The 13,891-nt window shown below is 73.1% G+C and carries 11 protein-coding genes and 1 pseudogene; 6 read left to right on the forward strand and 6 right to left on the reverse strand.

Features of this window, described 5'->3' with window-relative positions; all coding sequences use genetic code 11:
* Positions 1–12 precede the first annotated feature (12 nt).
* From ACQP1V_RS07650 to ACQP1V_RS07665, 4 genes are all read left to right on the forward strand, one after another.
* On the forward strand, positions 13–465 hold the full coding sequence (locus tag ACQP1V_RS07650; protein ID WP_433420262.1) for a pilus assembly protein TadG-related protein: 453 nt from the start codon (positions 13–15) through the stop codon (positions 463–465).
* Positions 462–3,677, forward strand: a complete 3,216-nt coding sequence (locus tag ACQP1V_RS07655; RefSeq protein WP_433420265.1) for a BTAD domain-containing putative transcriptional regulator — start codon at positions 462–464, stop codon at positions 3,675–3,677. Before ACQP1V_RS07650 ends, ACQP1V_RS07655 begins: the two co-directional genes overlap by 4 nt.
* An 80-nt stretch (positions 3,678–3,757) precedes the next feature.
* Positions 3,758–4,441, forward strand: a complete 684-nt coding sequence (locus tag ACQP1V_RS07660; RefSeq protein WP_433420267.1) for a hypothetical protein — start codon at positions 3,758–3,760, stop codon at positions 4,439–4,441.
* Positions 4,438–5,451 carry a hypothetical protein gene (locus ACQP1V_RS07665; RefSeq protein ID WP_433420270.1) on the forward strand — a complete coding sequence of 338 codons (1,014 nt, stop codon included), beginning with the start codon at positions 4,438–4,440 and terminating at the stop codon, positions 5,449–5,451. The genes ACQP1V_RS07660 and ACQP1V_RS07665 overlap by 4 nt, the downstream gene beginning before the upstream one ends.
* 41 nt (positions 5,452–5,492) lie before the next feature.
* Here ACQP1V_RS07665 and ACQP1V_RS07670 read toward each other — a convergent pair whose 3' ends face one another.
* The 6 genes and pseudogenes from ACQP1V_RS07670 to ACQP1V_RS07695 all read right to left on the reverse strand — a co-directional run.
* Positions 5,493–5,957 carry a methylated-DNA--[protein]-cysteine S-methyltransferase gene (locus ACQP1V_RS07670; RefSeq protein ID WP_433420273.1) on the reverse strand — a complete coding sequence of 155 codons (465 nt, stop codon included), beginning with the start codon at positions 5,955–5,957 and terminating at the stop codon, positions 5,493–5,495.
* A gap of 104 nt (positions 5,958–6,061) precedes the next feature.
* A complete protein-coding gene (locus ACQP1V_RS07675) occupies positions 6,062–7,564 on the reverse strand; it encodes a DNA-3-methyladenine glycosylase 2 family protein (RefSeq protein WP_433420276.1) in 1,503 nt (500 codons plus the stop codon).
* Between the two features lie 176 nt (positions 7,565–7,740).
* Entirely contained in the window at positions 7,741–8,682 is a 942-nt protein-coding gene (locus tag ACQP1V_RS07680) for an NYN domain-containing protein (RefSeq protein WP_067129554.1), read from the reverse strand.
* A 291-nt stretch (positions 8,683–8,973) separates the two neighbouring features.
* Positions 8,974–10,563 (reverse strand): acyl-CoA carboxylase subunit beta, encoded by a 1,590-nt coding sequence (locus tag ACQP1V_RS07685; protein WP_433420279.1) that lies wholly within the window; start codon positions 10,561–10,563, stop codon positions 8,974–8,976.
* A gap of 60 nt (positions 10,564–10,623) precedes the next feature.
* Positions 10,624–10,941 carry a carbohydrate-binding protein gene (locus ACQP1V_RS07690; protein WP_433425775.1) on the reverse strand — a complete coding sequence of 106 codons (318 nt, stop codon included), beginning with the start codon at positions 10,939–10,941 and terminating at the stop codon, positions 10,624–10,626.
* A pseudogene (locus tag ACQP1V_RS07695) lies at positions 10,942–11,378 on the reverse strand (lytic polysaccharide monooxygenase); the annotation flags it as partial. It abuts the gene before it with no gap.
* 138 nt (positions 11,379–11,516) lie between these two features.
* On the opposite strand from ACQP1V_RS07695, the gene ACQP1V_RS07700 reads away from it, so the two are divergent.
* On the forward strand, positions 11,517–12,293 hold the full coding sequence (locus ACQP1V_RS07700) for an ABC transporter ATP-binding protein (RefSeq protein ID WP_387408394.1): 777 nt from the start codon (positions 11,517–11,519) through the stop codon (positions 12,291–12,293).
* Positions 12,269–13,828 carry a hypothetical protein gene (locus ACQP1V_RS07705; protein WP_433420282.1) on the forward strand — a complete coding sequence of 520 codons (1,560 nt, stop codon included), beginning with the start codon at positions 12,269–12,271 and terminating at the stop codon, positions 13,826–13,828. Before ACQP1V_RS07700 ends, ACQP1V_RS07705 begins: the two co-directional genes overlap by 25 nt.
* Positions 13,829–13,891 lie beyond the last annotated feature (63 nt).

Genomic DNA, 13,891 nt, shown 5'->3' on the forward strand with positions numbered 1-13,891 from the left:
CCTTCCGGCGAAGTGACCGACCCGGCCACGGTTCCCGGAGGCGAGCGGGGGTCGATGTCGGTCTTCGTGGTCGTCTTCTCCGTGGCCGTGTTCCTGCTCGCGGGGCTGCTCGTGGACGGCGGCGCGGCCATCAACGCCCGGCTCAGGGCGGCCGATGTCGCCGAACAGGCCGCGCGCGCGGCGGCCGACCAGATCGACGTCGAGGCGCTGCGGGCCGACGGCCGGGTCCGGCTGCTCGCCGACGAGGGCACGGTGTGCGGCCGGGCGCGCGAGATCGCGGCGGCCCACGACGACCCGAACGTACAGATGAGGCGGTGCGAGATCGGCGGGGGCCAGGCGGAGGTGACGGTCGAGGTCGGCGTGCGATGGGACGCCATCTTCCTGTCGATGCTCGGATTCAGCGGCTCGGAGGCGGCGGCGACCGCCACCGCCGGGCCGGACGCGGGGGACGCGGGGGACGTATGACCGATGACGGGAACTCGTGGTCGCGCGGCTCGGACTCGCCGCGCCGGCCCAGGGGAGCGGGACGCCCGCCGGGCGGGGGGCGCCCTCCCGGAGGCGGCCGCCCTCCCGGGCAGCGCGCGCCGCTGCCGCCCGCGTTCCCGCCGTCCCGCGACCCCGCGCCGCCGGACGGACGATCCACCCGGCCGTACGGCGGCGAATCGGAGCGCTCCACCCGGGAGCGGCCGCGGTCCTCCATGCCGTACGGCGACGGGCCCGAGCGGCCGGGCCGGTCCTCCACGCGGGAAGGCGACCGGCCCGCCTTCGGCGCGCCCCAACACCCCGGCCGCCACCCGGACCGGCAGCCCGGCCGCCGGTCCGCGCTCCGCCGCCCGGTCCGCATCCCGCCGCGCCGTACGGCCCGCGACGTCCTCGCCGGGATCACCGCGCTGCTGGCCCTGGTCGCCCTGGTGGGCGGCGTGCCGTACGCGCTGATCCGGCTGGCCGGGCCGCCGCTGCGGCCCGAGCTGCGCGACCTCGACCTGCTCACGAGCGACGTCGGCCCCGAGACGGTCACCGCGATCCTCGTCCTGCTGGTGTGGCTGGCCTGGCTGCAGCTGTTCGTCTGCGTGATCGTGGAGGTGTACGCGGGCATCCGCCGGGTGGGCATGCCCGCGCGGGTGCCCCTGTCCGGCGGTACCCAGGCGCTCGCCAACCGGCTCGTCTCGGCCGTGCTGCTGCTCTTCGCCGCGGCGGCGGTGGCCGGCCCGGTGATCGGGCCCGTGACGGGAGGAGGCCAGCCGCCGGCGATCCGCCCGCAGGCCGCCACGCTGTCGGCGCCGGTCGTCACGGCCGAGGACCGGCCGCCGCTGCAGGCGCGCGAGGTGAAGAAGGTCTACGTGGTGCAGCCCCCGCACGGACGGCACCACGAGAGCCTCTGGGAGATCGCCGAGAAGTGTCTCGGCGAGGGCCGCCGCTATCCGGAGATCTTCCGGCTCAACCAGCACAAGCAGCAGCCCGACGGCAGCCGGTTGCGGATGGCCGACCTGATCCGGCCCGGATGGGTCCTCGACATGCCGGACGACGCGCGGAACGTCCTGATCGTCCCGATAGATGAGGACCGGCCGGTCACGCTGGACCATCACCCCCGGATGCCGTCCGACACGCACGGTGATCTGAGCGACGACCTGGGCCACGACATGGACGCGAAGGGCGACGCGAGGGCGGGAAAGGACGAGGTCCGGTTGCCGCCGCCCGCCCTGCCCGAGCGGCGCGGCGAGGAGAACGCCGGCCATCCGCCGTCCCGCTCGTCGGACGGCTCACTGCACCCGTCGCAGGAGAGGCGGACGGACGGCGAGCCTTCCCTGTCCGGACGCCACGCCCAGGAGGACGACGCCGGGCTCGACCTGGCCGACTACCTCGCGGCGGCGTCGCTGGTGGCGGCCGGGCTGCTCGCCCTGCTCGGACGGCGGCGCAGGGAACAGCTCTGGCGGCGGGCGTTCGGCCGCCGGGTGGTCCCGCCGCGAGGGGACGCCGCGCGGGCCGAGGTGGCGATCCGCCTCGGGGCCGACGCGCCGGGCAGCCGCATGCTCGACCTCGGCCTGCGTCTGCTGGGCAGGCTGCTCGCCGAGCAGGACCGGCGCCCGCCGACGATCTACGCGATCCACCTGTCCAGCAGGGGGCTGGATCTGTGGATCCACCCCGCCGACCTGGACGCGCCCGCGCCCTGGGAGGCGTGCGACGGCGGGCAGGTCTGGCGGCTCCCCGCCCAGGAGGGGCGCCGGATCGACGAGGGGGAGGTCACCGGGGCGCCCGCTCCGTACCCGGGGCTCGTCTCGCTGGGCGCCGCCGACGGCGGCCGGGTCCTCGTGGACCTGGAGGCCGCGCAGGGCGTCGTCGCGATGGAGGGTCCGCAGACCGTGGCCGCCATGTCCGCGCTCGCCGTCGAGCTGGCCACCAACCGCTGGTCGGATCACATGCGGCTCACCCTCGTCGGCTTCGGCGAGGAGCTCACCCTGATCGCCCCCGACCGCATCCGCGTCGCGGGCAGCCTCGCCGAGGTCCTGCCCGAGCTGGAGGAACGCGCCGCGCGGGAGAGCGGAGACGTCCTCACCGGGCGGGTCCGCTCCCGGGTCGCCGACCCCGCCTGGACGCCCCACTACCTGCTCTCCGCGATCCGCCCGGACGAGGACGAGGCGCGCCGCCTCGCCCTGCTCGGCAAGGCCACCCGTACGGCCACCGGCTACGTCGTGGCGGGCGGCACGGCGCACGCGACCTGGACCTGGGAGATCACCGGCGACGACCGGGCCAGGATCGACGCGCTCGGCTTCGAGGTCGACGCCCAGCTCCTCCCGCGCCGCCATTACGCCGCCGTCGTCGACCTGTTCCGTACGGCCCAGCGGATGGACGGCGAGCCGCTGCCCGAGCCCGAGGTGCGGGTGCCCGACGCGCCCCCGTCGATCGAGGTCCGCATCCTCGGCCCGATCGAGATCGGCCCGGCGCCGTCCCTGGAGGAGGGCAGGGCGGCGCTCGCCCACGAGATGGTCGTCTACCTGGCCGCACACCCGGCGGGGGTCCACCCCGTCGTGCTCGGCGGCGTCCTGTGGCCGCGCGGCGCGCAGGCGGCGGTCCGCGACGCCGCCATCGCCCGCGTCGTCGACTGGCTCGGCGCCGACGACGAGGGCCGCCCCCACGTCGAGCGGGACGACTCGGGACGGCTGCGGCTCGGCCCCGAGATCAGGAGCGACTGGCACCTGTTCCAGGAGCTGGTCCGCCGATCCCGCGACCAGCATCCCGAGGCGGAGGTTCTCCTCCTGGAGAAGGCGGTGGGGCTGGTGCGCGGACCGCTGCTGGCCGGCCGCCCGGCGGGCCGGTACGCCTGGCTCGCCGCCGACTCCCTGGAGTACGACGTCACCGCGGCCGTGGCCGACGCCGCGCACCGCCTCGGCGAGCTGCGGCTGGCCCGCGGCGAGGCCGAGTCGGCGGTCGCGGCGGCCCGGGCCGGGCTGCTCCTCGCCGCCGACGACGAGGGCCTGTGGCGCGACCTGCTGCGGGCCGCGCACGCCACGGGCGATCCCACGCGGCTGCGTGCCGTGGTCGACGGCCTGCACCGAAGGGCCGCCTCCCATCCGTACGGAGACGGCATGGCTCCCGAAACGGAGGCGCTGATCGATGAGCTGCTCCCCGACTGGCGCCGCGACCTCGCGTCGGACCTCGGCGCCCCGCGGCTCGCGTGACGAGCGCCGGACGGCCCCGGCGGCGGATCGGCGGGGGCGCGGGCCGGCCGTACCCGCGTTCCGCACTGAGGAGGCCGCCGGTGCGACGTGACGTCCGGTTCGCCGCCGCCGTGCTGGCCGGCGGTCTCATCGCCGCCGCCTGCGCCCCGGCTCACCCGGAGCCGCGGTTCGAGCCGGCCGGAGCCCTCGCGACCGCCGTAGGCGAGACGTCGCCCGGCCCCGGCCGTCCCACGGAGTCGCCGATCGGCCCGGGCACCGAGCGGGTCGCGGCCGGCGACGGAGTACGCGTCGAGATCGAGTGGCCCGCGGGGACCGACCCCCACGTGGCCGGAGCGCTCCGCACGTACGCCGAGAGCTACACCGCCATGTGGCGGGCCGTCACCAGCGGCGGACGGGACCGCTCCTACCTCCAGAAGGTGGAGGAGAGCGCCGTCGGCGACATCGCGACCCGCCTGAACGCGTTCCGCGATCGCGGGCGCTCCGCGCGCGGCGTGGCCCGGCTCTACGCGCTGCGGATCGACTCCGAGGTCACGATCGGCGACCGGATGGGCGTGCTGGTGCTCGGCTGCGTGGACGAGTCGGGGATCCGGATGACCGACCTGGCCGGGCAGCCGATCGCGGACCAGCCGGGCTGGACCCGGCCGCCGCTTTCGACCTACCTGTGGGCCGGGTCGATCGGCCGGGACGAGCACGGCGTCTGGCGGGTCAGGCTGTTCCGCCTCGCCACCTATCCCGCCGCGTCCGCGAAGAGGTGCGTCCGATGAGATCGTCCGCCGCCCGGTCCCGGCCCCTGACCGCGGTCCTGGCCCTGCCCCTGCCCCTTGCCCTGGTCCTGTCCCTGTCTCCGGCCGCGCGCGCCGCCGTGTCGGCGGCTCCGACTCCGGGGCCGGGCCGTCCGACCGCCGAGGGGTTCCAGGAGGGCCGCACCGCCGGGATCCGGCTGAGGAACTCCTCCATCGTGCTGTCCGGCAACGGCCTCGGCGGCGGAGGTGCGAAGGGCGACGGCTATCGGATCCCGCGCCCCTGCTGGTACGAGCCGTACAAGAACGCCGACGAGATGGTGCGCGAGCAGGACGAGGCGCTGCGCCACGCTCTGGGGGCCGACCCCGACCTCGCCGGCTCCGGCGGGGACACGAACAGCCTCCTCCAGCGCTACCGCGACAAGCTGGGGCAGGAGGGGCGCTGGTGGCGCCCCGCGTACAACGATGCCGACCCGAACGGGTTGGCCTGCGCCGGCGCGCTCACCCCGGCCGTGTGGGTGCAGAACGGCCAGACCCCTCCCGCGGGCATCACCCCGGAGGAACTGCTGCAGATCGCGCGGGCCGCGCTGACCGTCCCCGAGCCGAAGCTCAAGCTCAGCCCGGACGCCCGGAGCTTCGTCAACCTGCCGACCTGGGTCTGGCTGGACGGCGCGGGACCGGTGACCCGCTCGGTGACCGCCACCCTGCCCGGCGTGATGAGCGCGACGGTGACCGCCACGCTGAAGAACATCGAGATCGACGCGGGCACCACGTCCGACCGCGCCGAGGTGCGCCAGAGCTGCGGCGCCACCGGGCACCCGTACGCCAAGGGCGGCGACTTCACCTGCGGCGTCCGCTACCTGAGGGCCTCGATCGACCTGCCGCGCCAGGTCTACACCATGACGGTCACCGCGGTGTGGCCGGTGACCGGCGCGGTCGGCCAGGGCGGCGCGCCCATCGCGTACACGCCGCTGCGGGCCACCGTCACCAGGGACGTCCCCGTCGGCGAGGTCCAGTCCGTCGTCACGGGCTGACAGCCGGGGCCCATGCCGGGTCCCGGCCGACGGCCCTGTCGTCAGGAGGTGGGCCGGCGGCTTTCGTGGGCGAGCAGCCACTCCTTCACCGGCACGCCGTAGTAGTAGCCGCCGAACCCGCCCGTCGTGGGCAGGACGCGGTGGCACGGCACGAACGGCGCGATCAAATTCTGCGCGCACGCCGACCCCGCGGCCCGGGCCGCTGTCTTCGGCAGCCCCGCCATCTCGGCCAGCGTGCCGTACGACACGGTGGTGCCGGCGGGCACGCTGCGCAGCGCCGTGTAGAGACGCTGCCGCGTCGAAGTTCCCGGCTGCGTCGTCGGGACCCGGTCCAGGGCGTCGAGCTCGCCGTCCAGATAGTCGCGGACGGCCTGCGCGATGTCACCGAGGTCGCCCTCGACCAGCGGCAGCTCCTGGAGCGCGGCCGGAAGGCGGACGAACTGGTCGTGGGGGTCCGCGCAGAACCCGGCCGCGACGACGGCGCCGTCCCGCGTGAGCACGCTCATCGGACCCACGGGGGTGGACAGCACTTGAGCAACGATCATTTCGATCGCGGCGGGCCGGACCGGCCCGCCGCTCCCTCCTGTCTGGCGTTCTTGTCCGACGTTCTTCAGATGGCGCAGACGGCGGCCGGGTCGGCGGTCGAGCTCCACAGATGGAGCGCCGCGTACGCCCGCCAGGGCCGCCATCGCTCCGCGTGATCGGCCGGGATGCCGAGGCACTGCATGGTCTTCTTCAGCACCAGGTCGCCGCCCGGCCAGGCGTCCGGGTCGCCGAGCGCGCGCAGCGCGACGTAGCTCGCGGTCCACGGGCCGATGCCCGGGATCGTGAGCAGCTTGGCCGTCGTCTCTGGGACGTCCTCGGCGCCGTCGAGGTCGATCCGGCCCTCGGCGACCGCCTCGGCGAGCGCCCGCAGCGTGGCGACCCTGCGCCGGGTGAGCCCGATGCCGTCGAGGTCGGCTTCGGCGAGGCGCTCGGCCGTCGGGAAGAGCGTCGTCACCGGCGCGGCGGGTTCGCCGTCCGCCCCGTCCTGGCCGGGCGCAGTGGCGGTGGTGCCCGCCCGGGCCGCGATGCGGCCGAGAAGCGTCCGCGCCCCGGCGACGGAGATCTGCTGCCCAACCACGGCGCGTACGGCCAGCTCGAAGCCGTCGAACGCGCCCGGCACGCGCAGCCCTGGACGCCGTTCGACCAGCGGGCCGACGGACGTCGTGCCGAGCACCGCGGCGATCGCCTCGGGGTCGGCGTCCAGGTCGAGCAGGCGGCGGCAGCGGGCCACGATCCGGGCGAGCTGCCGCGTGTCGCCGGTACGTACAGTGAGCCGGATGTGGTCGGCCATGGGAGCCAGCGCGATCCAGCCGCCGGGGACGGCCCGCAGGTAGCTCCCCTCGCTCTGCTCGTCCAGCTGGGTGACCGCCTCCGTGCCCGGAATGGCACGGGCGGCCAGATAGCGGAACAGCGCCGCCGCGTCGTAGGGAGGACGGTAGTGCAGCCGCAACGTGAGCCCGTGGGGGAGCAGGCGCGATCCCGGCGCGCCGCCCATCGGCCCGTTCGCCTTCCTGAGGTCGCCGGGGGCGAAGCCGTACGACTCCTTCATGGCGGCGTTGAACTGGCGGACGCTGCCGAAGCCCGCCGCGAACGCGACGTCGGTCATCGGCAGATGTGTCTCGGTGAGCAGTTGCTTGGCCAGCAGCAGCCGCCTGGTCCTGGCGACGGCGAGCGGCCCGGTGCCCAACTCGGCGACGAACAGCCGGTGGAGATGGCGTTCGGTGACGTTGAGCCGCCGCGCGAGCCCGGCGACGCCGTGGTCGTCGGCGTCGCCGTCGCTGATCAGGCGGAGCGCCCGTCCGACGAGATCGGCCCGCACGTTCCAGCCGGGCGCGCCCGGGCTCAGCTCGGGGCGGCACCGGCGGCAGGGACGGAAGCCCGCGGCCTCGGCGCCGGCGGCGTGATGGTAGAACCGGACGTTCTTCCGCGCCGGAGTCCTGGCCGGGCAGATCGGTCGGCAGTAGATGCCCGTGGAGGTGACCGCCGTGTAGAAACGCCCGTCGAAGCGGGAATCACGGGCGGAGGCCGCCGCGTAGCACGAGTCGAAGTCAAGTTCTCGGGTGCTCACGTATTCGACGTTATGCCCTGTCCGCCCCCACGCACCGGCGGAAATCAGACCTCACCGTCGAGGCTGGTCACGCCCGGCGCCGACCGCTCCGCCGTCCCCGGCGCGAGCGCGCCGGAACCCGCCGCCCGCGGTCGTCGCACACCTCCCGGCCACGTTCTCCTTCCGCGGCCGGGCGGTCACTTGCTTGAGACGCCGACCCCGAGGTCGAACTCGCGGTAGACCCTGGCCCAGAAGCCGTCCCGGAGCCACACCCGCGCCTCCGGGTACGGGCGCAGCGAGTGGCCCAGCTCCTTCTCCGCCTCGATCAGCAGCTCGGTGTCGATCACGGTCGGCAGGATGGGCCCGGGAAGTAGGTCCCGGATGTTGTCGCGGCCCCGAGTGAGGATCCATTTCTGCGCGACGTGCTCGCCGACCTCCTCCACGTGCGGCCGCCCGGGCCCCAGCTTGGTGATCTGCCCGACCGGCGCCTTCGGCACCGGCTTGACCGTACGGCCGGCGAACACCTGCGCCGGTGACGGCGCGGGCGTGACGGGCACGGGGACGGGGACGGGCGCGCGGTTGAAGTAGGGACGGAGAAAATCGGCGCTCAATATCTCGACGGTGTCGGACTCCCACACCAGCCGCTCGGCCTGGTTGGTGCCGAACGGCGGCTCAACCCCCCAAAGATGAACACGTACGCCGTATGCCTGCGCGGCCTCGACCGCGGGAACCATGTCCTCATCGCCCGCGATCAACACGGTGTCGCTGACGGCGTGGTGCCGGGCGAGGGCTTCCAGGTCGCTGCGGATCTGGGCGTCCACGCCTTTCTGCTGGCCACGCGCGTTCAGGTTGCCAAGCCGTACCTTCACCCAGGGAAGCTGGGCGATCACGCGCTGGTCCACGGTCGGGACCCGGTCCCGCGCGGCGTCGTACCAGTAGACGCGCAGCAGCTCGCCGGGAATGCGCTCCAGCGCGTGCTTCTGCAGCGACTGGATCAGCTCGTCGGCGGCGACTCGGTACTCTTTGCGCTCTTTCGCCCCCAGTAGGACTTCGCCGGCCGCCGCGTACAGGTAACCGACGTCTACGAGGACCGCGTACTTGGCAGCCATGCTGTGTGCGGTGAGGTCCGGGATGGCCATGTTGTCCTCCAGGACTCGTCACTAGATGATCGGCTGACTATATCTCCCCCTTTTCTAGATACTCCCAACTCTTGAGGCCGTTGACACCCTGTTCCGCTGATCTAATGCCGAAGCATGGCCGAACGCCGAGCCCCATGAGTGCGCAGCAGTCCCTTCTGCATCCCATGTGCGGGGTTTGCCCATTCTTTGCGCCCGGTATCGGGGCGGGAGTGCCGCCCGGGACGGGTGCGGCGAGTTCCTCCCGAGTCGGGGCGTCGCGCGCGATTCCGGTGCATATCGCCTCCGGGCCGGTCAGAGCGGGATGTTCCCGTGCTTCTTGGGTGGGAGTGCCGCCCGCTTGTTGCGGAGGGAGCGCAGCGCCCTGACGATCTGGACCCTGGTCTCCGACGGCCTGATCACGGCGTCCACGTATCCGCGCTCGGCCGCCAGATAGGGGTTGGCCAGCGTGTCCTCGTACTCCCGGACGAACCCGGCGCGGGCCGCCTCGGGGTCCTCGGCCGCGGCCAGCTCGCGACGGTAGAGGATGTTGACCGCGCCCTGCGCGCCCATGACCGCGATCTGCGCGGTCGGCCAGGCGAGGTTGACGTCCGCGCCGAGGTGCTTGGACCCCATGACGTCGTACGCCCCGCCGTACGCCTTGCGGGTGATGACCGTGACCAGGGGGACGGTCGCCTCGGCGTACGCGTAGAGGAGTTTCGCGCCGCGGCGGATGATTCCGTTCCATTCCTGGTCAGTACCTGGCAGGAATCCCGGAACATCAACAAATGTCAAGACCGGAATATTAAAAGCATCACAAGTCCGTACAAAACGCGCGGCTTTCTCGGAGGCGGCGATGTCGAGCGTTCCGGCGAAACTCAACGGCTGGTTCGCGACCACACCGACCGAGCGCCCGTCGACCCGGCCGAAGCCGACCACGAGGTTCGGCGCGAAGCCCGCGTGCACCTCCAGGAACTCGCCGTCGTCCAGGACACGCTCGACCACGGAGCGCATGTCGTACGGCTTGTTCGCCGAGTCGGGGATGACGGCGTCGAGTTCGAGATCCTCGCCGGTGACCTCCATCGGCGTGTCGGCGGTGTAGACGGGGGCGTCGTCCAGGTTGTTGGACGGCAGGTAGGACAGCAGCGCCCGCGCGTACTCCAGGCAGTCCTCCTCGTCCGCCGCCTCGTAGTGCGCCACACCCGACCTGGAGCCGTGCGCGTGCGCGCCGCCGAGCTCCTCGAACGTCACCTCCTCGCCGGTCACGGTCCTGATGACGTCCGGGCCGGTGATGAACATGTGGGACTTCTCCCGGACCATCAGCACGAAGTCCGTCAGGGCGGGGGAGTAGACCGCGCCGCCCGCGCACGGGCCCATGACCAGCGAGATCTGCGGGATCACGCCCGACGCGTGCACGTTCCGCTTGAAGATCTCGGCGTACAGGCCGAGGGAGACGACCCCCTCCTGGATCCGCGCGCCGCCGGAGTCGTTGATGCCGACCACCGGGCAGCCGGTCTTGAGCGCGTGGTCCATGACCTTGACGATTTTCTCGCCGAAGACCTCGCCGAGCGAGCCGCCGAAGACCGTGAAGTCCTGCGCGAACACGGCGACCGGGCGGCCGTCCACGGTGCCGTGGCCGGTGACCACGCCGTCGCCGTATGGGCGCTCCCGGTCGAGGCCGAAGCTCGTGGACCGGTGCCTGGCCATGGCGTCGAACTCGACGAACGAGTCCTCGTCCAGCAGGGCGCGCACCCGCTCCCTGGCGGTCATCTTGCCCTTGGCGTGCTGTCGCTCCACCGCCCTCGCCGAACCGGCGTGGGCCGCCTCGTCCTGGCGGCGCTCCAGGTCGGCGAGCTTTCCTGCGGTCGTGTGGACGTCGATCTCAGGTGCCCGTTCCGCGGTCATGTTCGCAGGGTAACCAGCGGGGGCCGCTCCGGCACGGGGCGACCCCCGCCGGGGAGTGCGTCAAGCCACGCGCCGCCAGAGCGCGGGGACGTTCGGCGGCTCCCAGCCGACCAGCGCGGTGTGCGCCTGGAGGCAGCGGTAGGCGACGCCGTTGTAGATCACCACGTCACCGCCCTGGTACGCGGTGCCGGCGGTCCAGTCGCCGGCCGGACCCGAGGTCGGGCTCGACGTCGGCGACGGGCTGGGCGTGGGCCGCGTGCTCGGGCTCGGGCTCGGGCTGGGCGACGGGCTCGGGTCGCCGCCGCCGGGGCCGACCTGGAGGTCGACGCAGTTGTAGAAGGCGTTCTCGGTGTCGGCGATGTTCCAGATGGCGAGCACCTTGATGCGGCCGGTCCTGCCGCCGAGGCTCACCGTGTGCGCGACGGTCGATCCCGGTTCCCTGCCGTGGTCGTCGAACACTGCGATCCGGGTGTCCCCGACGTAGTACTCCCAGGTGCTGGTGGCGTGCCGGGCCTCGATCAGCCAGTTGAACGTGACCGTGTCGCCGACGCTGGCGGCCGGCCACGGCTTGGTCTCGTCGTCGAGCGGCGCCCACCGCGCGTCGCCGCCGCTGCAGTTCCGCAGGCCCTTGGGGCCTTCCAGCTCTGCGGCTCCCAGATGATCTGTCCGCAGTTGGGCACGCGGCGCTCGGCGCAGTTCGCCTGGCGGCTCGGCGGGTCGGAGATGTACCCGTGTGCCGACGCCGGCGAGGCGACGACCACCACGGTCGCGAGGGCGACGGCCAGCCCTGCCAAGAACGCGATCATTCTTCGCATGTCGTGCTTCCTTCGCTGGGGGTGATTACGGCAAATCTAAAGGAAAGTTTCCTAACAGTAAATGCTCCTGGTCAGCGTGATTAAGCTCGCAGCCGGCGGCCACGCGTCCACCACCGGTGATCTGGCAGAGTTGAGGGCATGGTTGAAGCAAAGCCCGAGGCAGTACGCACCCAAGGACTCGTCAAACGATTCGGCGCGCAGGTCGCCGTCGCGGGTGTGGACCTCGTGGTGCCCAGGGGCAGCTTCGCCGGACTGGTCGGCCCCAACGGCGCGGGCAAGACCACCACCCTCAGCATGATCACCGGGCTGCTGCGGCCGGACGCCGGCCTGGTCGAGATCAACGGGCACAACGTGTGGAGAGACCCGGTCAAGGTCAAGTCGCGCATCGGCGTCCTCCCCGAGGGGCTGCGCCTGTTCGAGCGGCTCTCCGGCCGTGAGCTCCTGATGTACAACGGCGAGCTCAGGGGCATCCCGCGCGCCGAGGTCGAGCAGCGGGCCGCCGAGCTGCTGCGCGTCATGGACCTCGTCGACTCCCAGGACAAGCTGGTCGTGGACTACTCCACGGGCATGCGCAAGAAGATCGGCCTGGCCGCCGCGCTGCTGCACAACCCCGACGTGCTCTTCCTCGATGAGCCGTTCGAGGGTGTCGATCCGGTCTCGGCGAACACGCTGGTCGACGTCCTTCAGCGGTACACCTCGTCCGGGTCCACGGTCGTCTTCTCCAGCCACGTCATGGACCTTGTCGAGCGGCTCTGCGACTGGGTGTCCGTGATGAGCCGGGGCAGCGTCGTGGCCCAGGGGCCGCTCGACGTCATCCGGAACGGCCGCACGCTCAACGAGGCGTTCCTCGACCTGGTCGGCGCGCGCGGGACCGGAGAGGAGGGGCTGTCGTGGTTGGGCTCTTCGTCCGTCTGAAGCTGCGGCTGATCCGCGGCAACCTGCGCGGTGACGTGGCCAAGCAGCTCGGCTTCGCCTTCACCTCCCTGCTCGCGCTGGCCTGCGCCGCCGGGGGTTTCACCCTGTTCTCCCTGCTGCGGCTGGCCACCGACCCCGACATCGCGCTGAACATCGGGATCGTGGCGTTCACCCTGTTCACACTGGGGTGGATCTTCGTCCCGCTGCTGGCGTTCGGCCTGGACGAGACGCTCGACCCGTCCCGGCTGGCGCTCTTCCCGCTCACCACCCGGCAGATGGCGGCCGGGCTGCTGGCCGCCTCCGCGACCGGACCGTGGCCGCTGGCCTCGCTGGTCGCGCTCTCGGGCGCGGTGGTCGGCCTCGCGTCCGGGCCGGTCGGCGTGCTGATCGGCATCCCGGCCGTGCTGCTGCAGTTCGCGCTGTGCCTGGTCGCCTCGCGCGCCGTCACCACCGCGCTGTCGGCCTCGCTGCGCAGCCGTCGCGGGCGTGACGCGCTCGCGGTCGGCGCCGTGCTGCTCCTCCTGGTCTTCCAGCTCCCCGGGCTGCTCGTCAACGGCGGCCTGTCCACCGACCCGGCCGCGATGCTCGACGCGGCGGCCTCCGTGCTGCGCTGGACGCCGCCCGGCATGGCCGCCCACGCGATCGCGAGCGGCGGCCTCGCCGGGCTCGGCGAGCTCGCGGTCCTCGTGGTGGCGGTCGCGGTGCTCGCCTGGCTGTGGATCGCGGCGCTGCGCCGCGCCCTGGTCACGCCCGACTCCTCCAACCAGAGCGGCGGCGCCGTACGCCGGTCGCGCCTGGGCGGCCTCCTGCCGCAGGGCATGGTCGGCGCGGTCGCGGCCAAGGAGCTCAAGTACGCCCGGCGGGAGCCGCGCGGCCGGATCGCCTGGTTCATGGCGCTCGTGGTGTCCGGCATCGTCATGTTCTCGCTGCGCGGACCGGAGGCCTGGCGCGGCCCCCTGTTCGTGATCGGTCCCGTCTGCATGGCCGCGATGATCATCGGAATCCAGGCGTCCAACTCCTTCGGCATCGACGGCCGCTCCCTCTGGATGAACGCGGTCGCCTTCTCCACCGAGCGCGACGTACGCGCCGACTTCGCCGGGCGGCAGCTCGCCGCCGCGATCATCGCGGTGCCGCTGCTGCTGGTGCTCTCCGTCGGCGCGTCCCTTGTCGCGGGCGAGCCGCTCTGGTCCGTCCCCGCGATGTTCACCGCGTGGGGCGTGCTCGGGGTCAGCCTCGGTGTTGGGGCGGTGACCAGCGTCCTCGTGCCCTACACCCTTCCCGAGCGGCTCAACGCCTTCAGCGGTGCGGCCCCCGGGCAGGGCGGCGAGGCGTTCCTCGGCTCCCTGCTGGGGATGCTCGGCGTCGGCATGGTCGCGCTTCCCGTCGTGCTGCCGGCCTTGTTCGGCCTTACCTGGGTGAGCGTGCTCGCCGTGCCGTACGGGCTGCTGGCCGCGTGGGGAGGCCGCAGGCTCGGCGGCATGATCGGGAACAACCGGCTTCCGGAGATCGTCGCGGCGGTGTCCCGCCCGACCTGACGCCGGCGCGGCGTTTCCGCTGGCCGGCGGCGACGGCGCAGTGGTCTAGTCCAATTGGTGAGA

The organism is Microtetraspora malaysiensis (assembly GCF_050947145.1).
GTDB lineage: Bacteria > Actinomycetota > Actinomycetes > Streptosporangiales > Streptosporangiaceae > Microtetraspora_A > Microtetraspora_A malaysiensis.